The following is a 22,991-nucleotide window of genomic DNA, read 5'->3' as shown; positions in this document are numbered from 1 at the left end:
CATAAGAAAAACTAGTCGATTTCCTTTGTTTTCCTTATGCAACTTTAAAAGTATTCAATCAAAAAGATGTGCACATCATTCTATCTAAAGAGGACAATTCCAACTAGAAAAAAGACAGAATTATCCACAATCTGTACGATTTCTGACTCTCTCCGAAACTTAATTTAAAGATGTTACTTTAAATTCACCAAAACCGTAAATTGAGACAACATCACCAGAATAAAGTTTTCGACCTCTTCTTGAGTCATGTTCGCCATTTACGAAGACTTCGTACTCATGTAAAAACCATTTAGCCATACCACCTGATTGAATCACGTCTGCTAATTTAAGAAATTGGCCAAGTGTTATCATTTCCGTTTCAATTTTTACATCTTCCACTTTTTAACACATCCTTTAACGTTCTTATGCCTATCTATATATTACTAAATCTTTTCAAAATAGAAAAGAAGGCTACTAACACATTCTTGCTAGTAGCCTTCCCTAGGCACTGTTAAAAAAGTCTATATAAGCTCTTAATATGTTCTGACCGGTAAGATTAATTGTAACATATTATCATCGTTTAAGGCTTTAATTACAAACGGTCTCATTGCTCCTGTGAAGTTAACGACAATTTCTGTTCCTTCAAGCGCTTTTAACGCATCCATCATATACTTCGCACTAAACGAGATTTTTAATTCTTCTCCATCTACAGATGTACTTTGAACTTGTTCTACAACTTTTCCTACTTCAGGGGAATTGGATGAAATCTCTAATAACCCTGTTTCGAACGTATTGAATTTTACAACATTATTTCTACCTTCTCTTGCTAATAATGATGCACGATCAATAGCTTGTAAAAAGTCTTTCGTAGTAACTGTTATCGTAGTTTTACTTTCAGACGGAATTAATCGAGATGTGTCTGGGTAATTGCCATCTAATAACCTAGAGAAAAACAAAATATTTTTAGCTTTAAACAATACTTGGTTTTCTGTTACAACAATGTCAATTAGTTCGTTTGTATCATCTAAAATTTTACTTAATTCACTTAAACTTTTTCCTGGAATAACAACATTACAAGATAAGTTATTATCAGATTCTACTTTTGCTTTCCGTAAAGCAAGTCGGTGACTGTCTGTTGCAGTACAGATTAATTCACTGTTTTCCAACTGCCAGTTTACACCTGTCAAGATAGGGCGTGTTTCTGAGGTGGACACCGCAAACACTGTTTGACGAATGATGTTCTTTATTAAGTCCGCAGAAATACGAAAGACATTTTCTTCTTCAATTTGAGGTAACAATGGGTATTCTTCCGCATCTAGTCCATTTAAGTTGAATTCTGATTTTCCAGAACGAATAACAGTCATATTATGTGATCCTACTTCAATTTCAACTGTATCCATAGGAAGTTTTTTAATAATTTCACTGAAGAACCTTGCTTGCAAGACAACACTACCTGGTTGAATAACTTCTACATTTATAGTTCCATCTTCTTCTGAAGGAATAAAAGATTCAATGGATATATCAGAATCACTACCAGTTAAAGTTACACCTTCTTCTGAAGTTACTAATTTAATACCAGTTAAAATTGGAATGGTTGTTCTTGTTGAAACAGCCTTTAACACATCTTGTACACTTTGAAGTAATTTATCGCGCTGGATAATAAATTTCATAATATCCTCCTTAAAAATTGCAGTTCTATAATTCATTTTTTTATATAAAAAGATAGAAGTAATAATAGTAGGGGCTGTGAATATGTGGATAAGCGACAAAAGCCATAGAGACAAAGCTTATCCACATGTGGACAAACTGTGCTTAACTATGCTCCTGTTATTCACATAATTCACTTCTACTAATTTTTCAATTTATTACTTATAGATTCTAGTTGTTTCTGTAATTGAGTATCTGATTGTAATAACTTAGAGATTTTTTCGTGTGCGTGAATAACAGTAGTATGATCACGGCCACCAAATTCATCACCAATTTTAGGTAACGAATAATCTGTTAACTCTCTTGCAAGGTACATTGCGATTTGTCTTGGATAGGCAACAGATTTAGTTCGTTTCTTCGCTTTAAAGTCTTCAAGCTTTATATTAAATTCCTCTCCAACAATTTTTTGAATATCTAGTATTGTTAATACTTTCGGTTTCGAGCTAGGAATTATATCTTTTAGTGCTTCTGCAGCTAAATCTGCATTTATGTCTTTATTAATTAATGAAGAATAGGCAACAACTCTAATAAGCGCTCCTTCTAATTCACGAATATTAGAATCAATTTGATTAGCAATGTAAAGCATGACCTCATTCGGAATATCTAATCCTTCCGCTTTTGCTTTTTTACGTAGAATAGCAATCCTCGTTTCTAAATCTGGTGGTGTAATATCAGTGATTAAACCCCATTCAAAGCGAGAACGTAAGCGGTCCTCTAATGTAGGGATTTCTTTAGGAGGACGGTCACTTGAAATAATAATTTGTTTACTTTCTTCATGGAGAGTATTAAAAGTATGGAAAAATTCTTCTTGTGTTTGTTCTTTCCCAGCTAGAAATTGAATATCATCTATGAGAAGAACGTCTACATTTCGATATTTATTTCGAAATTCGACAGCTTTATTGTCACGAATTGAATTAATAAATTCATTCGTAAATTTTTCCGAAGATAAATAAACTACTTTTGCTGCTGGGTTATGTTCTACAACATAATGACCAATTGCATGCATTAAGTGAGTTTTCCCTAATCCAACGCCCCCATATATGAAGAGAGGATTGTAAGCTTTTGCAGGTGCTTCGGCAACAGCTAATGAAGCTGCATGAGCAAAACGGTTTCCCGATCCAATAACAAATGTGTCAAACGTATATTTAGGATTTAACATATTTTGTGGAAACTCAGTTAGTTCCTCATCTTTCTTTACTTTCCTTGGAGGGGCCACCATATTTAAATCTTCTTCGACTTGATTTTGTGGAATAATAAATTTAATCGTTAAAACTTCTCCAGTTATTTCGGAGATGATTTCACCGATAAGTGCAGAATATCTCGATTCTAGCCAGTCTCTAGCAAATTCATTTGGAGCTGTAATAATTAAATTATCTCCTTGAAGTGAATGAGCTTTTGTAGCTTTTAGCCAAGTATCAAAGCTTGGTTTACTAATTTTCTTTTGAATTTCTTGTAGTGCTTTTGACCAGAGATCTGCAATGTTTTTCAAGAGACATCCTCCTTTCTCCCATTTAAAATTGATAATAGTTTTTTAAGTATAAAAAACGTTTATCTGTAAGGCTTTCCGCTCAATAAATGAAGGAGATAAACGTGAGTGTATATTTATTCATCTAAGCTGTTTTTGTGAATAACATATATTATAGTAGAAAAAGAGTTTTCGACAGTTTCCTGCAATTGTGGACAATTAATTACACACATGTGGAAAAGAACTATCCACAAGTTATCCACAATCTGTGGAAAAGTATTTTTTGAGGAAATGTTATTCAGAGTGAAAACACAATAATAATATCAAATATAACTATATGTTGCAATGTATTTTTGAAATTATCCACAAACAACCGTTAGTGTGGAAGAAAGTTTTCCACAAGGGCATAATTTGTGTAAAACTTGTCGATAAAGTCTGTGGATGACGAAAATGCTCGAAAAAAGTTATTAACAGTAAAGAAGAGGGGCAAAGATTTTACAAAAAAAATTTGTAGATAGATGATGATCTGCTTTTTCCTTTTATAAGAAAAGATAATAAAGAAATTTCTGCTAAAAAAGAGAAGTTGACAATTAGTAGTGGTTTTCTCTATAATTAGTTAGACTGTCTTATGTAATAAATTTAGAAGTTATCCTCAGGGAGGTGTCATATAATGAAAAGAACATTTCAACCAAATAAACGTAAACGCAGCAAGGTACATGGTTTCCGTGCGCGTATGAGTACTCCAAACGGACGTAATGTATTAGCTCGTCGTCGTCGTAAAGGAAGAAAAGTATTATCAGCATAAGACCACTGACTGTCAGTGGTCTTTTTTTTCATTTAAAATCCTGGTTATGAATTTTATTAAATATAGAAATAATGGTTAGTAAAGAAATCTCTCGTGGAGTCGAAATACAGGAGGAAGCATCGTGAGGAAAGAAAAACGAATAAAAAAAAATAAAGAGTTCCAACAGGTGTTTCAACACGGGAAGTCGATGGCAAATCGTCAATTTGTGTTATATGTTTTAGAAAAGAAAGATCAAGCAGAGTTTAAAATAGGGTTATCAGTGAGCAAAAAAATCGGTAATGCTGTAACAAGAAACCGAATAAAAAGATATATTCGTCAAGTGTTCACCGAATTAGAAGCAGACATTGTTACGACAGGAGATATAGTAATTATTGCGAGAAAGCCTACTGCGGAGATGTCTTATGAAGAAGTGAAAAGTAGTCTTATACATATTTTTAAAAAGATATCACTATTAAGAAAAACTGTACCTAGTAGAAAAGATTAATTTTCCTTTCTGATTACAGCTTAAAATGGTAAAATACGAGAGAACAACTATACATATTTTCTTATACATGTAATCGTGATAGGATAGTTAAGGGAAAATAAGGAGCACCGACGTGAAAAAAGGAGGAAAAATAGGTTGAAAAAACGATTATGGCTTGTTATAAGCTTAGTAGGATTGTTACTTCTACTAACAGGCTGTACGGAAATAAATGAGCCAATTACCAAAGAGAGTACCGGTTTTTGGAATCAATACATCGTATATCCTTTATCTTGGTTAATTATTTACTTTGGTCAATTATTTAATAGTTATGGAGTTTCTATTATTATCGTAACACTTTTACTACGTTTTGCAATATTGCCATTAATGATCAAACAAACGAAAAATTCAAAAGCAATGCAAGCGTTACAACCTGAATTACAAAAATTACGTGAAAAATATAGTTCTAAAGATCAAAAAACACAACAAAAGCTTCAACAAGAAACGATGGCTCTATTCCAAAAAACTGGAGTAAATCCACTTGCGGGATGTTTCCCATTATTAATACAAATGCCAATCTTAATTGGTTTCTTCCATGCTATTACGAGAACAGAAGAAATAAAGTTATATACTTTCTGGTGGTTTGATTTAGGTTTGCCTGACCCATTCTACATTTTACCTGTTGTAGCAGGGATCACTACTTGGATTCAACAAAAAATAATGATGGTTGGAATGGAAAACAACCCTCAAATGGTCATGATGTTATGGTTAATGCCGATTATGATCGTTATTTTCGCAATTAACTTCCCAGCAGCTTTATCATTATACTGGGTTGTTGGTAATATCTTTATGATTGTTCAAACATATTTCATTAAAGGTCCTGATATTAAAGGCGCATTAGCAACTAAAAGTGCAGGAGGGGCTAAAAAGTGAGAGAAATAACTGCAACTGGTCAAACGGTAGAGGAAGCAGTAAACTCCGCTTTAACTCAACTTAACACAACTAAAGACCGTGCAGATATTGAGATTGTGGAGGAAGGTAAAAAAGGACTCTTTGGTTTATTTGGTGCAAAACCGTTTATTGTAAAGGTAACGGTTAGACCGGATCCTACCGAAGAAGCAATCGGTTTTCTTAAAAATGTACTAGCTCAAATGCAAATACCTGCCAATATTGATGCAACTACAAATGGTCGAAACGTAACTTTACGTATTACTGGTGAGAAAAGTGCGTTAATAATAGGAAAAAGAGGACAAACTCTTAACTCACTCCAATATTTAACGCAAATTGTTGCAAATAAGTTTTCTAATCAGTACCTTTCAATTGAGCTTGATGCAGAAGGTTATCGTGAAAAGAGAAAAGAAACGCTCGAGCAGTTAGCTGGAAGGTTAGCGCAGAAGGCAATTCGTACAAAGCAACCAGTTCATTTAGAACCGATGCCATCTTTTGAACGAAAAGTAATCCATGCAGCGCTCTCTGAATATCCAGAACTAGAAACGTACTCGGTTGGAAAAGAACCAAAACGATCATTAGTCATCGCACCAAAAAAATAATAATGTTAAAGGATCGAACGCAAACTAGCGCTCGATCCTTTTTTTGCTTTTTTTAGTGTAGACACCAATCCAGTGAAATTTGCACAAAATCGACTGAAAACAGGTGGTTTGGTAAAGAACCGTCTATTATGATGTACCTTCCAATATTTAGGGCCGTGAGTGGAATGGAGCGGAAGACACTTGACTCCAGCGGGAGGTAGAGGGAAGGTGAGACCCTGCAGGCGCAGCCTAGGAGGCTCGAATCCCTCCCCGCGGAAAGCAAGTGTCTGTAGCGAAGTGCAACGGACTAACTATAAAACGTTTATATTAATCAATTTTGTCTATAATGAAATTCTACTTTCCCAAACAAGCCTATTTTCAGAGTAGAACATTGTTCAAAATTTATTATAAACCACCATCGAACTCTCTTGATTTTCCAAGGGAGCTTTTGTTCATACTAAATGAAAAGACCACAAATAACTGTTTATTGTTATTCACATGTGGATAAGTTAAAATAATAGTAATTTATTTGACCGGATTGCTTCTTGTGGATAACTAAATCCCTTTAAAAGAAGTGTAAATTATGCTAAATTTAATAAGTTAATGACTAAAATTACACTAATTTATGTTGGACATATAGAAAAGAGAAAGAAAAGAGGTGAAGCGTTTATGAAGGATTGGGATACTATTGCGGCCATTTCTACGCCAATGGGGGAAGGAGCAATTGCAATTGTTCGCTTAAGTGGAGAAGAAGCGTTATCAATAATTGATCGTATTTTCATCACTCCTAGCAAAAAGAAAATGAGTGAAGTGCCTTCACATACGATTCATTACGGAAATATTGTTGATCCAAAAGTAAACGAAGTAATTGAAGAAGTTATGGTCTCGATTATGAGAGGTCCAAAAACGTTTACTAGAGAAGATGTAGTGGAAATCAATTGCCACGGAGGAATCGTCTCTGTAAATAAAGTGCTACAACTCGTTCTTAGTCAAGGTGCAAGACTAGCAGAACCAGGTGAATTTACAAAAAGAGCCTTCTTAAATGGTAGAATAGACCTCTCGCAAGCGGAAGCGGTAATGGATCTTATTCGAGCGAAAACGGATCGAGCAATGAATTTAGCTCTCGGTCAAATGGAAGGCCGCTTGTCAAAACTAGTACAAGGATTACGTCAGCACATATTAGAAATATTAGCGCATGTAGAAGTTAATATTGATTATCCTGAATACGATGATGTAGAAGAAATGACGCATCATCTTCTTTTGGAGAAAGCAACATATGTGAAGAACGAGCTAGAGAAACTTTTACGAACATCTCAACAAGGGAAAATTTTAAGAGAAGGGCTTTCTACTGTTATTGTAGGTCGACCTAATGTAGGGAAATCATCACTATTGAACAGTTTAGTTCAAGAAAACAAAGCGATTGTAACGGATATTCCTGGTACGACTCGAGACGTCATAGAGGAATATGTAAATGTTCGTGGTGTGCCGCTAAAGCTTGTTGATACGGCTGGTATACGTGAAACAGAAGATATTGTAGAACGAATCGGTGTAGAACGCTCACGAGAGTTTTTGAATAAAGCAGACCTAGTACTATTAGTGCTAAATAATAATGAGCCTCTCTCAAAAGAGGATGAGCAATTACTAGAAGTTACAGAAGGTATGGATGTAATTATTATTGTTAATAAAACAGACTTACCAACTAACCTTTCAATTGAAAAAGTAAAGCAATTAGCTAAAGATAGAGCAATTATTACTACTTCACTATTAGAAGAAAAGGGAATTGATGAATTAGAAGATGCGATTGCATCGGTATTCTTCGATGAAGGAATTGAAATAGGAGATACAACTTTTGTTTCTAATTCTCGACATATTGGGTTAATATCTCAAGCACAAACAGCTCTAGAAGAAGCGATAGATGGACTGAACAGCGGTGTACCAATTGATATCGTACAAATTGATTTAACGAGAACGTGGGAAATATTAGGTGAAATAATAGGAGATACCGTTCATGAAAGCTTAATCGACCAGCTGTTTTCTCAGTTTTGTTTAGGGAAATAAAAAAGGAGGAATTTGAATGGAATATGTTGCGGGCTCCTATGATGTTATCGTAATTGGTGCTGGGCATGCAGGATGTGAAGCAGGTCTAGCTGCAGCTCGTCTAGGTGCCAATACGTTAATGCTCTCAATTAACCTCGACATGGTTGCCTTTATGCCTTGTAATCCATCTGTCGGTGGACCAGCAAAAGGAATTGTAGTAAGAGAGATTGATGCCCTTGGTGGCGAAATGGGAAAAAATATTGATAAAACACATATTCAAATGAGAATGCTGAACACGGGGAAAGGGCCAGCTGTTCGTGCATTACGTGCACAAGCAGATAAATTTTCTTATCAGCATGAAATGAAAAAAATAATCGAAAATCAAGAGAATTTAACTTTATTGCAAGGTATGGTAGAAAAATTAATAGTAGAAGACGGTATTTGTAAGGGGGTAATAACACAAACAGGTGCGGTTTATGAAGCAAAAACAGTCGTTATTACAACAGGTACGTTTTTAAGAGGGAAAATTATTTTAGGTGACCTTCAATATGAAAGTGGTCCAAATAATCAACAACCGTCTGTAAAACTTTCTGAGCATCTAGAAGAATTAGGATTCGATCTTGTACGTTTTAAAACAGGAACACCACCACGTGTAAATAGTAAAACTATTGACTATAGTAAAACAGAAATACAACCTGGTGATGAAATTCCAAGAGCGTTCTCTTATGAAACGACACAATATATTACAGATCAATTGCCGTGTTGGTTAACATATACTAGTTCTGAAACACATGAAATTATTGATGCAAACTTACACCGTTCACCAATGTATTCGGGGATGATAAAGGGGACTGGACCACGTTACTGTCCTTCTATAGAAGATAAAGTTGTACGATTCAATGATAAGCCTCGCCATCAAATATTTTTAGAACCAGAAGGTAGAAATACACAAGAAGTATACGTACAAGGCTTGTCAACTAGTCTACCTGAAGAAGTTCAGCTTAAATTAATTGCATCAGTACCAGGTTTAGAAAAAGCACAAATGATGAGGGCTGGTTATGCAATTGAATATGACGCGATTGTCCCAACACAATTATGGCCAACGTTAGAAACAAAAAAAATTGAAAATTTATTTACAGCTGGTCAAATCAATGGTACGTCCGGTTATGAAGAAGCTGCCGGGCAAGGAATAATGGCAGGGATGAACGCAGGATTAAAGGCACAAGGTAAAGAGCCTATTATTTTAAGCCGTTCAGAAGCTTATATAGGAGTACTGATTGACGATTTAGTTACGAAAGGTACAAATGAACCATATAGGCTCTTAACGTCAAGAGCAGAGTATCGTTTATTGTTACGTCATGATAATGCAGATTTACGTTTAACTCCAATTGGACATTCGGTTGGATTAATTTCTGATGAACGTTATGAACGTTTCTTAGCAAAAAAACAAGCCATTGAAGAAGAAAAAGAACGACTACAATCATTAATATTAAAGCCTATAGAACCTGTACAGCAATTAATTGTTAGTGCAGGGGGAACGGAGTTAAAAGACGGTATTAGAGCGGCTGATCTACTAAAACGTCCAGAAATGAATTATGAACATATTCGTACTTTAGCACCTTCTGAAAAGGAAATTTCACAAGATGTAGGGGAACAAGTAGAAATTCAGATTAAATATGAGGGCTATATTAAGAAGTCTCTTCAACAAGTAGAGAGATTGAAAAAGATGGAAGATAAGAAAATTCCGGAAAATATTGATTATGATGCGATTCAAAGTCTTGCAAATGAAGCAAGACAAAAACTAAAAGAAGTGCGACCACTTTCGGTTGCTCAAGCATCGAGAATTTCCGGAGTAAATCCTGCCGATATTTCTATTTTACTCGTTTACTTAGAGCAAGGTAAAATTGCAAAAATATCTAATGAATAACGATTACAGTGAGGTTTCATAATGAAAAAAGACCAATTTGTACAAATTTTATCGGAGAAGGGGATAACCCTTTCTCCTACACAATTAGACCAATTCTCTACCTACTTCCGTTTACTAGTGGAATGGAATGAAAAAATGAATTTAACGGCAATTACAGATGAAGAAGGTGTTTATTTAAAGCACTTTTACGACTCTATAACAGCAGCCTTTTATTTCCCTTTTGATAAAGATTTATCACTATGTGACGTTGGAGCAGGAGCAGGTTTTCCGAGTATTCCATTGAAAATATGCTTTCCGCAATTAAAGGTTACAATTGTTGATTCACTAAATAAACGAATTGGCTTTCTTCAACATTTAGTGAATGAACTAAATTTACAAAATGTAACGTTATATCATGATCGTGCAGAAACATTCGGAAAAAGACTTGATCTTCGTGAATCCTTTGATGTTGTAACTGCTAGAGCAGTAGCAAGGCTGAGCGTATTAAGTGAATTATGCTTACCATTAGTGAAGGAAAATGGGTATTTTATACCAATGAAAGCTGCTAGTGTAACAGAAGAAATAGATAAAGGAAAAAAAGCATTAACGATTCTCGGTGGCAAAATTGAAAATGTGCATTCTTTTCAATTACCGATCGAAGAAAGTGAAAGAAACATTTTAATTATTAAAAAGTTTAAAACTACACCCAAAAAATACCCTAGAAAGCCTGGCACTCCAAATCGAACCCCTTTAGAATAGGAATATATGTATAATAAGGTAAGGGTTTTATAAAGTGCTAAGTGGAGAAACAAAAAATGTTTCACATGAAACATTTTTAAAGAAGGATTTTTACTAAAAAGAGCGAAAATATCATATAGGGATTTTCTCCTTAAGGTGGTGGAACTATGAAAACTCCTTTCTCTCGTTTTTTTGGAATCGGCGAAAAGGAAGAACAAGAAATAGTAGAAAAAACAAATAAAGACGAAATAAAGCATATACCAGTAGTACAAATAAGTCCGAACCGCTATCAGCCTCGTACTGTATTTGTTGATGCAAAAATTGATGAATTAGCATTGACGATTCGTACACATGGGATTATTCAACCAATCGTAGTAAGGCAGTTTGCCGAAGATACATTTGAAATAATTGCAGGGGAACGTCGATGGAGAGCAGTCCAAAAATTAGGCTGGGAGACAATACCTGCTATTGTAAAAGATTTTAATGATACAGAAACAGCCTCAGTTGCCTTAATTGAAAATTTACAACGTGAAGAATTATCTGCTATAGAAGAAGCGTTAGCATATGCTAAATTGTTAGAATTACATAATTTAACACAGGAAGCACTTGCACAACGATTAGGAAAAGGGCAGTCAACCGTTGCCAATAAATTAAGATTATTAAAATTGCCTGAGGAAGTTCAAGAGGCGCTGTTACAAAAGAAAATGACAGAGCGACATGCACGCGCCCTTATCCCGTTAAAGGAACCAGAAAAACAAATAGCTTTAATGGAAGAAATCATTGAAAAACAATTGAATGTTAAACAAACAGAAGAACGAGTTGTCCGTCTGTTAGAAACGAAAGTCGCAAAACCAAAGCCTAAGTTAAAAGCGTTTAGTAAAGATATGCGAATAGCAATGAATACTATTCGTCAATCTTTAACGATGGTTAACGATAGTGGTATAAATGTAGATACTAAAGAAGAAGAGTTTGATGAATATTATCAGTTTACGATTAAAATTCCAAAAAACAAAAAAAAGTAATGTCTTAACCTACTAGAGTGGTAGGTTTTTTTCTTATGGTATTGGAATCATATAACTAAAAACAACTAACGTATAGCTTCGGCAGCTTGGGCCATTCAAACTTTCCGTCCGTAGGTTATTCAACATCAACTCGCCTTTGACTTGATGTGTTTCCTTTATCGCCTACCGGTTTGGTCCAGTTTGTACGGGCAGAGGGATCCGCCTATGCTTTTGCTCTTATTACACCAACATTAGCAAAAAAATGTTTCATTTCGATAACGATTTAATAACAACTATATAAAAATTTCGTGTTTCCATTATATTTCGATGAAAAACAAGTTAACTTTCTGTTAATTCATGATAAAATAAAAAAAGTAACTATTAAAAGTATGTTTTATCTTGAAGGTAGGTGCCAGCATGGGCAAAATTATTGCTATTGCTAACCAAAAGGGTGGAGTCGGTAAAACGACTACATCTGTTAATCTAGGAGCATGTATAGCATACATAGGAAAAAAGGTACTTCTCGTTGACGTTGATCCACAAGGAAACGCTACTAGTGGTGTCGGTGTCGATAAATCAGAAGTAGAACAATGTATTTATGATATTTTAGTAGATGATGTCGAAGCAAAAAATGTCATCATTCCAACAAAAGTAGAGAACTTATCTATAATACCTGCTACCATTCAATTAGCGGGGGCAGAAATAGAATTAGTTTCAACTATTTCAAGGGAAGTACGTCTAAAAAGAGCACTAGATGAAGTAAAACAACAATATGACTATGTCATCATTGATTGTCCACCTTCTTTAGGATTATTAACAATCAACGCACTAACCGCATCTGACTCTGTTATTATCCCTGTTCAATGTGAATATTACGCACTAGAAGGCTTAAGTCAGCTGTTAAACACTGTGCGATTAGTTCAAAAACACTTGAATACAGAGTTAATGATTGATGGTGTACTATTAACAATGCTTGACGCGAGAACAAACTTAGGTATTCAAGTAATTGAAGAAGTGAAAAAGTATTTCCAGGATAAAGTTTATAAAACAATCATCCCAAGAAATGTACGATTAAGTGAAGCGCCAAGTCATGGAGAACCTATTATTATTTATGATCCAAAATCACGCGGAGCTGAAGTATATATTGATTTAGCAAAGGAAGTGATTGCTCATGGCTAAAGGGCTGGGAAAAGGAATCAATGCTTTATTTCCTTCTATTGAATCTTCAGAAGATGAAGTAGTTCAAGAGATTAGTTTAAAGGAAGTTCGACCGAACCCTTATCAACCTCGAAAAGTATTCGATCGAGAAGCAATTGAAGAATTAAGAGATTCTATTATCGAACACGGAATATTGCAGCCAATAATCGTAAGAAAAAGTATAAAAGGTTATGAGATTGTTGCGGGTGAACGGAGATTCCGTGCTGCTAAAGAAGCAAAGTTAGATAAAGTGCCTGTAATAGTTCGGGAATTTACTGAACAGCAAATGATGGAACTAGCCTTATTAGAAAATCTACAACGTGAAGATTTAACTCCAATAGAAGAAGCTAGTGCATACCAAATATTAATGAATAAGTTGAACTTAACTCAAGAGCAGCTTGCAAGTAGACTTGGTAAAAGTCGTCCTCATATCGCGAACCATGTTAGATTATTAGCACTTCCTAAATATGTACAAGAATTAATGTCTGATGGGAAACTCTCGATGGGTCACGGTAGGGCGTTACTAGCAGTAAAGAAAAAAGAAAAAATAAAGCCTATTGTTGAAAAAACGTTAGGTGATCATTTAAATGTAAGACAGTTAGAGCAACTTGTTCAACAAGTGAATGAAAATGTTTCACGTGAAACATTAGAAAAAAAGGTGAAGGATCCATTTATAAAGCAAAATGAATCTTTACTACGAAGTCGCTTTGGTACACCTGTTAATATAAAAAGAAATAAAAATAAAGGGAAAATTGAAATAGAATTTTATTCCGATGATGATTTAAATCGCCTTTTAGAAATATTAAATACATCGGATGAAACCATCTAATTAAGATGGTTTCTTTTTTTAGTTAATAATAAAGCAATTTATTAATATACTTTTTGAAAAAGGAAGGAAGAGAAGTTAATATGGTGCTCCTCGGTACAATTGTTAATGGATTATGTATCATTATTGGTACTTTATTAGGTAAGTTACTTACGAAAATTCCAGAAAATACGAAAGAAACAGTAATGAAAGTAATTGGTTTATTTGTCCTTGTAATTGGAACACAAATGGCATTTAAAAGTACGCAAATGTTAATTGTTATAATAAGTCTTGTTATTGGAGCGGTATTAGGAGAATGGTGGGACTTAGATGGAAAGTTAAATTCTTTAGGTAATTGGCTAGAGAAGCGGTTTGGAAATGGACAGGAAGGTTCTATATCGAAAGGCTTTGTTTCAGCTACACTTATATTTGTTATAGGTGCAATGGCAGTTGTAGGTGCACTAGATAGCGGACTTAGAGGAGATCATACCGTTTTATATACTAAATCCATTATTGATGGCTTTACGAGTATAGTTTTAACGACAACATTAGGGATTGGAGTTCTTTTTTCGGCAATTCCAGTGATGCTGTATCAAGGAGTTATCGCATTATCTGCTACTCAAATTGATAAATATGTATCTAGTGAATTGTTAGATTTATATATTTTCGAGCTAACAGCAACTGGCGGAGTGATGATTATGGCAATCGGATTGAACTTAATTGGATTAACTTCAATTCGTGTTGCGAACTTATTGCCAGGTTTATTAGTAGCTGCACTAATTGTTACAGGTTATTATTTTGTTTCGAATAATATTATATTAATATAACAAACAAAAGGTATCCATTTTACTAAATGGGTGCCTTTTGTTTTAAGTTGGAAAAAAGCTCCATTTTTTTTTTTTACATCGTGCGAAACGGTAAATTATGAATTCATTTGCTCTTGGTCGGTATCGAAATCAGATAGTAAATCTTTTCTTTCTATATTGAGTGAGAGTTCGGAAATAGAAGCTGCAATTGTATTAGCCATCTTCATTACTAAACTTAGTCTTGTGTTTTGCAGAACGAAAAACTCCATAAACCCACTAACATTTACAATTCCAGTTAAATGTATATTGCCAACTGGAGGTAAATCCTTCTTTACACCTGCCCCAGGCATAACAGGCCCATCGCTAACTGTAATTTGTCCAACACTTTTTAAACGACCTAAACAAGCATCAATTGCAATAATAAAAGGGTTCGGATGAAGCTTCATAATTTGATCTATTTTATCTTCTAGGTTAACTGCATGAATAGGGTCGTCCAATGTGCCATATACATGTATAGAAGGAGAATTATATTCTCTTAATTTTGTTCCAACAAGTGGACCTAATGAGTCACCAGTTGAACGATCGGTCCCAATACAGACGATCACGATCGGACGTAGAGTAATAAAACGAGGCATTAAATCTTGTAATGCTTTTGCAATGCTAACAGGAGCATCTTTAGCATCATGTGCAATCCTCGTAATATCACTTTTCTTGTCAAAAAAGTTAGATTTTAGATTCATAGGTTCCACTCCTTGTTAATAGTAGTAACAGTATACGGCTCTTTTCCAAATTCTATACATCAATATCATTGTTTTCTTTTATTGGAAAATTAATAGATAGATAAGAGTGTTGTGAGTTATTGATCGGATGAGTGAAATTTTTACTAGAAAAACTTATTGTTTAGAAAGTAATTGCAAGGAAGATTAGTAGTGCATTGAAATAAAGAGTATGTATTAGGAGGAAGGATGTTGAAGAACGGTCTTAAATGGATGTTTTTAATTTTAGGTACTGTAATTGGAGCAGGGTATGCTTCGGGTAGGGAACTTTGGCAATTTTTTGGTGTAGAAAGCGGACTAGCTATTTTTTTGTTTTCGTTATTATTTATTGTGTGTAGCTATATTATTATGTCGGTAAGTGTGGAGGAAAAGTCGGAACATTTTTCACCAGTGTTAAAGAAGATTATTGGTCCAAAATTAGCTTCTGCATATGATGTAATTATTATAGTCTATTTATTTATGACAACTGTAGTAATGCTAGCTGGTGGTGGGGCTGCATTAGAAGTATTTTCCATACCATATTGGACGGGAATTTTTATTATTTGCATACTACTGTTTGTAGTATTTGTCTATGGTGTTAAGGGAATGATTACAGTTAATACATTTATGTTGCCTGTTATTGTAATTGCGTTAGCTGCTGTGCTAATAACATTTACAAGTACGGAAGTTGCAGCGAATTTCAAGCTATCCTTAAACGAGCAAAATAATTGGCCAAGTGCCTTTACATTTACAGCGTTAAATATACTACCGTTAATTGCAGTGCTGTCAGCGGTTGGAAGTGAAGTAAAACAAAAACGGGAAATATATATTGCTAGCATAGGAAGTGGTGTTTTATTAGGGAGTATTTCGTACTTATATAATCGAGCACTTATAACGGTTGAGAGTAAGTTAGAGTTCTTTGAGATTCCTCTATTTGCTATTATCCAAAGCTATCCATATTATATGTTCTTTTTTATGACGTTGTTACTTTGGGTTGCTATTTATACGACAGCAGCATCTCAACTTATGGGAATTATCACACGGATTCGTAGTTATGTTTCTCTACCCGTATGGGGAATATGTTTCATTATTCTTGTACTAATGGTTCCCTTTACATCATTCGGTTTTTCAACATTAGTTGCTATACTTTATCCCTTATTTGGGATCGTGAATTTATATTTACTTGCATCAATCCTGTTATATCCAATCGTTAACCGCAATTAAACTCTTTCTTTTATAAATATGCTAGAATTCTGATTCAGTTCGATTTATAATAAATATATTAATGAACGGTATACCGAATATTTCCATAGCGAGTATGAATAGCAAGTGGGGTAGGAGGAAACAGGAAATGGTAGATAAAGAATTTGGATTAAATGATATAGTGGAAATGAAAAAGCAACATCCTTGCGGTACAAACCGTTGGAAAATTATTCGAATGGGAATGGATATCCGAATAAAGTGTGAAGGTTGCGAACATAGCATTATGATGCCAAGAAAAGACTTCGCACGAAAAATTAAGAAAATTTTAGTGAAACACGAACAGTAAATGTTTCACGTGAAACAATACAAAAAACTTACCGACTAAATATTGGTAAGTTTTTTTGTTGGAATTTAAAAAATTAAGCCAAACAAAATCTTTATTAAACAAAAACAGATTTTCAATTATATAAATGAAACCTATCACCTCCAAAAGTAATACAGCTTGTCTTTTCACCATTTACTATCTATAATTGGTAAAGGTTAAGTATGCGTAAACGTACTTTTTAAGGAGTGGATAAAATGGCTTTAACAGCTGGTATTGTTGGTCTACCAAACGTAGGGAAATCAACATTATTTAATGCAATTACACAAGCAGGAGCGGAGTCTGCAAACTACCCGTTCTGTACAATAGATCCGAACGTCGGAATTGTAGATGTTCCAGACGATCGCCTTCAAAAATTAACAGAATTAGTAAAACCGAAAAAAACAGTACCGACTCATTTCGAATTTACAGATATTGCTGGAATCGTAAAAGGAGCAAGTAAAGGCGAAGGATTAGGTAATAAATTTTTATCTCATATTCGTCAAGTAGATGCAATTTGCCATGTAGTTCGTTGTTTTGCTGATGAGAACATTACTCACGTTTCTGGTAAAGTCGATCCAATCGCAGATATTGAGACAATTAATTTAGAGTTAATTTTAGCGGACTTAGAATCAGTAGATAAACGTCTAGAGCGTGTAGCGAAATTAGCTAAGCAAAAAGATAAAGAGGCTGTTTATGAGCACGAAGTTTTAGTGAAGCTAAAAGAAGCTCTAGAAAATGAGCTACCTGCACGCACAGTGGAAGTGACAGAAGAGCAAGCTAAATTTGTTAAAGGGATGCATTTATTAACTAGCAAACCTGTTCTTTATGTAGCGAACGTAAGCGAAGATGACATAGCTGATCCATCTGATAATGAATATGTACAAAAAGTACGTGAATTTGCCGGGAATGAAGGAGCAGAAGTAATAGTTGTTTGTGCAAAAATTGAGTCTGAAATAGTAGAATTAGATGCTGATGAGAAAGCAATGTTCTTAGAAGAGCTAGGAATTGAAGAATCTGGTTTAGATCAATTAATACGTGCTGCATATAGCTTGCTAGGTTTAGCAACTTATTTTACAGCTGGAGAACAAGAAGTTCGTGCATGGACATTTAGATTAGGAATGAAAGCTCCACAATGTGCTGGCATTATCCATACGGACTTTGAAAGAGGTTTTATCCGTGCAGAAACTGTTTCTTATGAGGACCTACTAGATGCAAAATCAATGGGGGCTGCAAGAGAGGCTGGAAAAGTACGTTTAGAAGGTAAAGAGTATTTAGTAAAAGACGGAGATGTAATCCATTTCCGATTCAACGTATAGGTCTTGCGCTGATTCATATTATCTGTTATAATGTTGTATCGTGAGTAATTTATTAATTTAATTAATTGCTCCTTGCCCTTTATATGGGCCGTTTAGACCAAAAGGAGGTGACTGTGATGAGAAAGTATGAAGTTATGTATATCATCCGTCCAAACATTGAGGAAGAAGCTAAAAAAGCTTTAGTTGAGCGTTTCAACGGAATTTTAACTGAAAATGGTGCTGAAATTGCTGAAGTAAAAGAGTGGGGAAAACGCCGCTTAGCTTACGAAATCAATGATTTCCGCGACGGTTACTATATGATCTTAAAAGTAGCATCTGAAGCTGCTGCTGTTCAAGAGTTTGATCGTCTAGCTAAAATTAGCGAAGACATCATCCGTCATATCGTAATTAAAGAAAACGAATAATATATATTCCTCTTCGTGGGGTTGTTAAAAGGGGGAGTGGTTCTGATGTTAAATCGCGTTGTTTTAGTAGGTCGTCTTACGAAAGACCCTGAATTACGCTATACTGCAAGTGGAGTAGCTGTAGCTACATTTACGTTAGCAGTTAATAGAGCTTTTCAAAACCAACAAGGTGAAAGAGAAGCAGATTTTATTAACTGTGTTGTATGGAGAAAACCAGCTGAGAATGTTGCCAACTTCTTGAAAAAAGGAAGTTTAGCAGGAGTAGATGGTCGTATGCAAACACGTAATTATGAAGGTCAAGATGGACGTCGTGTATACGTAACAGAAGTAGTAGCGGAAAGTGTTCAATTCCTTGAACCACGAAATGCTTCTGGCGGCGGTGGAAGTCGCCCTAATTTCAATGAAAATCAAGGGTACGGTTCTTCTCCATTTGGAAATGATCAGAACCATGACCAACGAGGCGGTTCTAATAATAACAACCGCAATCAAGGCTTTACACGTCTTGATGATGACCCGTTCGCAAATGAGGGACAAACAATAGATATATCTGATGACGATTTACCGTTCTAATACGGAATAAAGAATAAAGGAGGGAAATGAATATGGCAATGGGAGGACGCAGAGGCGGACGTAACAAACGTCGTAAAGTTTGTTATTTCACAGCTAACGGTATCACTCATATCGATTACAAAGATATTGATGTGTTAAAGAAATTTGTATCTGAGCGTGGAAAAATTTTACCTCGTCGTGTGACAGGTACTAGCGCTAAATACCAACGTAAATTAACGATCGCGATCAAACGCGCTCGTCAAATGGCTTTATTACCATACGTTGTTGGTGAATAATAAATAAAGAGGAGGCAGTGAGAGATAATCTTGCTGCCTTCTTTTTTACAGTTTAGTTATTTAGCGAATTTATCCTCTTATAAGCAAAAGTAACATATGTTCCTTTTATTTTAGGGTAAAATAGTAAGTAGTTAATAAGGAGGATAGAAAAATAGATGAATGGAACAAAAAGATTAACAGAGGGTGCTATTCTTTTAGCTATATATGTAGTCCTTTTACTTATTACCATTTACATACCTATAATTGGCACCATAACAATGATTGCAATGGTGTTACCGTTTGTTTTTTATGCGAATAAATATGGGTGGAAGCACTCATTAGGTGTTGTCGTGTTAGCTAACATACTAGCGATTCTTTTCGGGTCACCAATTGCTTTAATGATAAGCTTACCTACAAGTACAGCTGGAATTGCAATAGGACATCTATATAGTCAAAAAGCAAGTAGATATAAAGTGTTAGGTGTTACAACCGGTGTTTATTTAGCGAACTTTCTTATATTCTACGTCTTAACGATGGTTCTATTTGAGCTCAACATTACAGAAATTATTAGTACGACTACAAACGAGTCGATCCAAATGGTTGAAAGTATGCTAGCAGTTGTGGGGCAAGAACAAATGGACGAAGTAATAACAAGAATTGAAGAAATGACAACGATGTTCTTATATTTACTACCATCCTTGCTAGTTACGACTTCAATTGCCTTTGCATTTATTTCTCAATGGTTATCTGCTTTCTTTTTAAGAAGGATGAAGTATGAAGTACCTTTCTTTCCTCCGTTTAGGGAGTTAGTATTACCAAAAAGTTTATTGTGGTATTATTTAGTAGTTCTGCTATTTTCTTTTATGCAAATGGAAGAAGGGTCAATGCTGCATTTAGCAACATTAAACTTAATGTACATACTAATGTTAGCGATGACAGTACAAGGATTTTCTTTCCTCTTCTTCTTAGCGCATATTAAACGATGGGCTAAAGCAATTCCAATTATAATTGTTATTACCTCTTTCCTTGTTCCACCTATCCTTTATATAATAAGAATGGTAGGTATCATTGATATTGGGTTTGAGTTAAGGAAACGTTTAGCTGGTAAGTAAATTGGAAACTAGGAGCTGAAAATTAATGCCTAATAACTTAGAAATACAGCGCTTTAGGCATCCTTTCTATACGTTGTTAGCTTTAGCGGCTTGTTTAAACATTGCGCTTATGTTTTTCCAATGGCTAATTGGGATAGGAGGATTTATTCTTCTCGGTTTAGTTGTTTATTATTACGTAAAAGTAGAAGCAGCTTCTAAACAAGAAGTCGAAAAATACATATCCACTTTATCTTACCGTCTTAAAAAAGTAGGCGAAGAAGCATTAATGGAGATGCCAATTGGAATCATGCTGTTTAACGATGATTATCAAATAGAGTGGGCAAATCCTTTTATAGCCTCTAGCTACCAAGAAGACACGTTAATTGGTCGCTCGTTATACGAGGTTGCTGATGATTTAATTCCTTTTCTAAAACAGCAGGAAAAGGATAATGAGATTATTTCTATTTTTGATAGAAAATACAAAATAGTGCTCAAAAGAGAAGAAAGATTATTATACTTCTTTGACGTAACAGAACAAGTTCAAATAGAACGTCTTTATGAAGATGAGCGGACTGTTATTGGAACAATCTTTTTGGATAATTACGATGAAGTAACGCAAGGCATGGATGATCAATCTAGAGGGTCGTTAAATAGCCAAGTAACGTCAATATTAAATAAGTGGGCACTTGAAAATGGAGTATACTTAAAAAGAGTATCCGCTGAGCGCTATATTTCCATTTTTAACAAACATATTTTAAGTAAATTAGAGAAAAGTAAATTTTCTATATTAGATGAAATGCGAGAACAAACATCTAAGCAAAGCTTACCATTAACATTGAGTATTGGAATTGGAACAGGTGTCCCATCATTGCCAGAGTTAGGTCAGTTGGCGCAATCGAGCTTAGACTTAGCATTAGGTCGGGGTGGAGACCAAGTTGCCATAAAACAAACGAATGGTAAAGTTCGCTTTTACGGTGGAAAAACAAATCCAGTAGAAAAACGAACACGTGTAAGAGCTAGAGTTATCTCTCATGCATTAAAAGAGATTATTAATGATAGTGATAAAGTGTTAATAATGGGGCACCGCTATCCGGATATGGATGCGATTGGAGCTGCAATAGGAATTGCGAAAGTTGCTCAATTAAACCAAAAAGAAGCCTATATTATTTTAAATCATCAAGAAATTGATGTGGGGATTCGTCGCCTTTTAGAAGTAATGAAAGAACATGAATCACTTTGGGATCGTATCGTTACTCCTGAAGAAGCTTATGAAATTTCATCACAGGATACGTTATTAGTAGTTGTAGATACTCATAAACCATCATTGGTAATAGATGAAAAAGTGTTAAATAAGCTTGATAAAGTGGTTGTCATTGATCATCATCGACGCGGGGAGGATTTTATTGAAGATCCACTACTTGTCTATATGGAGCCGTACGCTTCCTCTACAGCAGAACTAGTAACGGAGCTTATCCAATACCAGCCAAAACGTTCCAAGATCTCAATGATTGAAGCGACAGCATTATTAGCTGGTATTATGGTTGATACGAAAAGCTTTACCGTAAGAACGGGCTCAAGAACGTTTGATGCTGCATCCTATCTTCGAACTCAAGGTGCAGATACGATTTTAGTGCAAAAGTTGTTAAAGGAAGACTTAGACAACTATGTGAAACGTGCAAAGTTAATTGAAAGCGCCTATGTGTATAGGGATGGAATTGTTATTGCCAAAGGAACAGACGAGGCGGTAGTGGACCAAATTTTAATCGCTCAGGCCGCAGATACGTTATTATCAATGAGTGATATTCATACTTCATTTGTATTGGCTAAACGTGGAGCAGAAGAGGTTGGAATTAGTGCACGATCATTAGGTGATATGAACGTTCAAATTATTATGGAAAATCTTCAGGGTGGCGGGCATTTAACAAACGCTGCCACACAGCTACAGATGTCTTTAGAAGAGGCTGAGAAATTACTACAGCAAGCAATAGACCAATGTTTTGAAGGAGGTACTAAAGAGGAATGAAGGTAATATTTTTAAAAGATGTAAAAGGTAGAGGGAAAAAAGGTGAAGTAAAAAACGTTGCAGATGGATATGCGCAAAACTTTTTATTAAAGCAAGGTTTAGCTTTAGAAGCAACTCCTGCTAATTTAAAATCTTTAGAAGCGCAAAAAAATAAAGAAGCGAAAGATGCTGCAAACGAATTAGCAGAAGCTAAGAAGCTAAAAGAAAAATTAGAAAAAATAACTTTACAATTTCAAACAAAAGCTGGAGAAGGTGGACGCCTTTTCGGTTCCATTACGACAAAGCAAATTGCCGAAGAGCTTAATAAAAAACATAAAACAAAAATAGACAAACGAAAGATGGAACTAGATGATGCAATTCGTGCATTAGGTTACACGAATGTGCCAATTAAATTACACACAGAAGTAACAGCAACTTTAAAAGTACATGTAACGGAACAGAAATAAGAAGTAATTAACATTGAATGAAACTACAATTCGTGATAGGCTTTAAGTAGTGAGAAGCTCGGCAATAAGCCGAGTTTTCTTTCGCTTTCTATGAAAAAATTTTGAAATAAAACATAAATAGAATACTAGT

Annotated in this window: 24 protein-coding genes; 20 read left to right on the top strand and 4 right to left on the bottom strand. The window is 34.9% G+C overall.

The window, feature by feature from the left end; genetic code table 11:
- Nucleotides 1-159 precede the first annotated feature (159 nt).
- The 3 genes from yaaA to dnaA all read right to left on the bottom strand — a co-directional run bounded on the left by yaaA (nt 160) and on the right by dnaA (nt 3,175).
- Nucleotides 160-378: a S4 domain-containing protein YaaA gene (yaaA, locus tag BC6307_RS22985; protein ID WP_084380501.1), complete on the bottom strand. Its 219-nt coding sequence runs from the start codon at nt 376-378 to the stop codon at nt 160-162.
- A 134-nt stretch (nt 379-512) separates the two neighbouring features.
- Nucleotides 513-1,649 carry a DNA polymerase III subunit beta gene (dnaN, locus tag BC6307_RS22980; RefSeq protein WP_066417425.1) on the bottom strand — a complete coding sequence of 379 codons (1,137 nt, stop codon included), beginning with the start codon at nt 1,647-1,649 and terminating at the stop codon, nt 513-515.
- A gap of 179 nt (nt 1,650-1,828) precedes the next feature.
- A complete protein-coding gene (gene dnaA, locus BC6307_RS22975; RefSeq protein WP_066417427.1) occupies nt 1,829-3,175 on the bottom strand; it encodes a chromosomal replication initiator protein DnaA in 1,347 nt (448 codons plus the stop codon).
- A 646-nt stretch (nt 3,176-3,821) separates the two neighbouring features.
- Between dnaA and rpmH the strand changes: the two genes are divergently transcribed.
- The 11 genes from rpmH (at nt 3,822) to BC6307_RS22920 (ending at nt 14,456) form a co-directional block, all read left to right on the top strand.
- Nucleotides 3,822-3,956, top strand: coding sequence for a 50S ribosomal protein L34 (rpmH, locus tag BC6307_RS22970; RefSeq protein WP_066417429.1), 135 nt, complete (start codon nt 3,822-3,824; stop codon nt 3,954-3,956).
- Between the two features lie 121 nt (nt 3,957-4,077).
- Nucleotides 4,078-4,440 carry a ribonuclease P protein component gene (gene rnpA / locus BC6307_RS22965; protein WP_066417431.1) on the top strand — a complete coding sequence of 121 codons (363 nt, stop codon included), beginning with the start codon at nt 4,078-4,080 and terminating at the stop codon, nt 4,438-4,440.
- Between the two features lie 135 nt (nt 4,441-4,575).
- A complete protein-coding gene (gene spoIIIJ, locus BC6307_RS22960) occupies nt 4,576-5,349 on the top strand; it encodes a YidC family membrane integrase SpoIIIJ (protein ID WP_066417434.1) in 774 nt (257 codons plus the stop codon).
- On the top strand, nt 5,346-5,966 hold the full coding sequence (jag, locus tag BC6307_RS22955; RefSeq protein ID WP_066417437.1) for an RNA-binding cell elongation regulator Jag/EloR: 621 nt from the start codon (nt 5,346-5,348) through the stop codon (nt 5,964-5,966). Before spoIIIJ ends, jag begins: the two co-directional genes overlap by 4 nt.
- A gap of 648 nt (nt 5,967-6,614) precedes the next feature.
- The gene (gene mnmE / locus BC6307_RS22950) at nt 6,615-8,003 is read left to right on the top strand and encodes a tRNA uridine-5-carboxymethylaminomethyl(34) synthesis GTPase MnmE (RefSeq protein WP_066417439.1); all 1,389 of its coding nucleotides are present in this window, start codon (nt 6,615-6,617) and stop codon (nt 8,001-8,003) included.
- A 16-nt stretch (nt 8,004-8,019) separates the two neighbouring features.
- Nucleotides 8,020-9,909 (top strand): tRNA uridine-5-carboxymethylaminomethyl(34) synthesis enzyme MnmG, encoded by a 1,890-nt coding sequence (mnmG, locus tag BC6307_RS22945; RefSeq protein ID WP_066417442.1) that lies wholly within the window; start codon nt 8,020-8,022, stop codon nt 9,907-9,909.
- A 21-nt stretch (nt 9,910-9,930) separates the two neighbouring features.
- Nucleotides 9,931-10,647 (top strand): 16S rRNA (guanine(527)-N(7))-methyltransferase RsmG, encoded by a 717-nt coding sequence (gene rsmG, locus BC6307_RS22940; RefSeq protein ID WP_066417445.1) that lies wholly within the window; start codon nt 9,931-9,933, stop codon nt 10,645-10,647.
- 146 nt (nt 10,648-10,793) lie between these two features.
- Nucleotides 10,794-11,648, top strand: a complete 855-nt coding sequence (noc, locus tag BC6307_RS22935) for a nucleoid occlusion protein (RefSeq protein WP_066417455.1) — start codon at nt 10,794-10,796, stop codon at nt 11,646-11,648.
- 396 nt (nt 11,649-12,044) lie between these two features.
- Nucleotides 12,045-12,806: a ParA family protein gene (locus tag BC6307_RS22930; RefSeq protein ID WP_066417456.1), complete on the top strand. Its 762-nt coding sequence runs from the start codon at nt 12,045-12,047 to the stop codon at nt 12,804-12,806.
- Nucleotides 12,799-13,653 carry a ParB/RepB/Spo0J family partition protein gene (locus BC6307_RS22925; protein WP_066417457.1) on the top strand — a complete coding sequence of 285 codons (855 nt, stop codon included), beginning with the start codon at nt 12,799-12,801 and terminating at the stop codon, nt 13,651-13,653. The genes BC6307_RS22930 and BC6307_RS22925 overlap by 8 nt, the downstream gene beginning before the upstream one ends.
- Before the next feature lie 80 nt (nt 13,654-13,733).
- Nucleotides 13,734-14,456, top strand: a complete 723-nt coding sequence (locus BC6307_RS22920) for a DUF554 domain-containing protein (RefSeq protein ID WP_066417460.1) — start codon at nt 13,734-13,736, stop codon at nt 14,454-14,456.
- Between the two features lie 95 nt (nt 14,457-14,551).
- Here the strand turns inward: BC6307_RS22920 and yyaC are convergent, their stop codons facing one another.
- Entirely contained in the window at nt 14,552-15,175 is a 624-nt protein-coding gene (gene yyaC, locus BC6307_RS22915) for a spore protease YyaC (protein ID WP_066417476.1), read from the bottom strand.
- Nucleotides 15,176-15,400: 225 nt separating this feature from the next.
- Between yyaC and BC6307_RS22910 the strand changes: the two genes are divergently transcribed.
- From BC6307_RS22910 to rplI, 9 genes are all read left to right on the top strand, one after another.
- Nucleotides 15,401-16,414 carry a YkvI family membrane protein gene (locus BC6307_RS22910; protein WP_066417478.1) on the top strand — a complete coding sequence of 338 codons (1,014 nt, stop codon included), beginning with the start codon at nt 15,401-15,403 and terminating at the stop codon, nt 16,412-16,414.
- Between the two features lie 127 nt (nt 16,415-16,541).
- Nucleotides 16,542-16,739: a DUF951 domain-containing protein gene (locus tag BC6307_RS22905; protein ID WP_066417480.1), complete on the top strand. Its 198-nt coding sequence runs from the start codon at nt 16,542-16,544 to the stop codon at nt 16,737-16,739.
- Nucleotides 16,740-16,972: 233 nt separating this feature from the next.
- Nucleotides 16,973-18,073, top strand: coding sequence for a redox-regulated ATPase YchF (gene ychF, locus BC6307_RS22900; RefSeq protein ID WP_066417481.1), 1,101 nt, complete (start codon nt 16,973-16,975; stop codon nt 18,071-18,073).
- A gap of 116 nt (nt 18,074-18,189) precedes the next feature.
- Entirely contained in the window at nt 18,190-18,477 is a 288-nt protein-coding gene (gene rpsF / locus BC6307_RS22895) for a 30S ribosomal protein S6 (protein ID WP_066417483.1), read from the top strand.
- 45 nt (nt 18,478-18,522) lie between these two features.
- Nucleotides 18,523-19,047 carry a single-stranded DNA-binding protein gene (ssb, locus tag BC6307_RS22890; RefSeq protein WP_066417486.1) on the top strand — a complete coding sequence of 175 codons (525 nt, stop codon included), beginning with the start codon at nt 18,523-18,525 and terminating at the stop codon, nt 19,045-19,047.
- Between the two features lie 38 nt (nt 19,048-19,085).
- Nucleotides 19,086-19,322 carry a 30S ribosomal protein S18 gene (gene rpsR, locus BC6307_RS22885; RefSeq protein WP_066417506.1) on the top strand — a complete coding sequence of 79 codons (237 nt, stop codon included), beginning with the start codon at nt 19,086-19,088 and terminating at the stop codon, nt 19,320-19,322.
- Between the two features lie 155 nt (nt 19,323-19,477).
- Nucleotides 19,478-20,413, top strand: a complete 936-nt coding sequence (locus BC6307_RS22880) for a YybS family protein (protein ID WP_066417489.1) — start codon at nt 19,478-19,480, stop codon at nt 20,411-20,413.
- A gap of 25 nt (nt 20,414-20,438) precedes the next feature.
- Nucleotides 20,439-22,415: a DHH family phosphoesterase gene (locus tag BC6307_RS22875; RefSeq protein ID WP_066417491.1), complete on the top strand. Its 1,977-nt coding sequence runs from the start codon at nt 20,439-20,441 to the stop codon at nt 22,413-22,415.
- A complete protein-coding gene (gene rplI / locus BC6307_RS22870) occupies nt 22,412-22,861 on the top strand; it encodes a 50S ribosomal protein L9 (RefSeq protein WP_066417492.1) in 450 nt (149 codons plus the stop codon). Before BC6307_RS22875 ends, rplI begins: the two co-directional genes overlap by 4 nt.
- Nucleotides 22,862-22,991 lie beyond the last annotated feature (130 nt).

The organism is Sutcliffiella cohnii (assembly GCF_002250055.1).
GTDB lineage: Bacteria > Bacillota > Bacilli > Bacillales > Bacillaceae_I > Sutcliffiella > Sutcliffiella cohnii.
The sequence above is the reverse complement of the archived record's forward strand: the minus strand, read 5'-3'. Positions and strand labels throughout refer to the sequence as shown.

Coding starts and splice junctions, on each gene's coding strand:
- ychF (WP_066417481.1), top strand. CDS start 16,973: ATGGCTTTAACAGCTGGTATTGTTGGTCTACCAAACGTAGGGAAATCA.
- rpsF (WP_066417483.1), top strand. CDS start 18,190: ATGAGAAAGTATGAAGTTATGTATATCATCCGTCCAAACATTGAGGAA.
- noc (WP_066417455.1), top strand. CDS start 10,794: ATGAAAACTCCTTTCTCTCGTTTTTTTGGAATCGGCGAAAAGGAAGAA.
- yyaC (WP_066417476.1), bottom strand. CDS start 15,175: ATGAATCTAAAATCTAACTTTTTTGACAAGAAAAGTGATATTACGAGG.
- mnmG (WP_066417442.1), top strand. CDS start 8,020: ATGGAATATGTTGCGGGCTCCTATGATGTTATCGTAATTGGTGCTGGG.
- rpmH (WP_066417429.1), top strand. CDS start 3,822: ATGAAAAGAACATTTCAACCAAATAAACGTAAACGCAGCAAGGTACAT.
- mnmE (WP_066417439.1), top strand. CDS start 6,615: ATGAAGGATTGGGATACTATTGCGGCCATTTCTACGCCAATGGGGGAA.
- BC6307_RS22920 (WP_066417460.1), top strand. CDS start 13,734: ATGGTGCTCCTCGGTACAATTGTTAATGGATTATGTATCATTATTGGT.
- BC6307_RS22925 (WP_066417457.1), top strand. CDS start 12,799: ATGGCTAAAGGGCTGGGAAAAGGAATCAATGCTTTATTTCCTTCTATT.
- BC6307_RS22930 (WP_066417456.1), top strand. CDS start 12,045: ATGGGCAAAATTATTGCTATTGCTAACCAAAAGGGTGGAGTCGGTAAA.
- BC6307_RS22880 (WP_066417489.1), top strand. CDS start 19,478: ATGAATGGAACAAAAAGATTAACAGAGGGTGCTATTCTTTTAGCTATA.
- rplI (WP_066417492.1), top strand. CDS start 22,412: ATGAAGGTAATATTTTTAAAAGATGTAAAAGGTAGAGGGAAAAAAGGT.
- dnaN (WP_066417425.1), bottom strand. CDS start 1,649: ATGAAATTTATTATCCAGCGCGATAAATTACTTCAAAGTGTACAAGAT.
- rsmG (WP_066417445.1), top strand. CDS start 9,931: ATGAAAAAAGACCAATTTGTACAAATTTTATCGGAGAAGGGGATAACC.
- BC6307_RS22910 (WP_066417478.1), top strand. CDS start 15,401: ATGTTGAAGAACGGTCTTAAATGGATGTTTTTAATTTTAGGTACTGTA.
- BC6307_RS22875 (WP_066417491.1), top strand. CDS start 20,439: ATGCCTAATAACTTAGAAATACAGCGCTTTAGGCATCCTTTCTATACG.
- rpsR (WP_066417506.1), top strand. CDS start 19,086: ATGGGAGGACGCAGAGGCGGACGTAACAAACGTCGTAAAGTTTGTTAT.
- ssb (WP_066417486.1), top strand. CDS start 18,523: ATGTTAAATCGCGTTGTTTTAGTAGGTCGTCTTACGAAAGACCCTGAA.
- BC6307_RS22905 (WP_066417480.1), top strand. CDS start 16,542: ATGGTAGATAAAGAATTTGGATTAAATGATATAGTGGAAATGAAAAAG.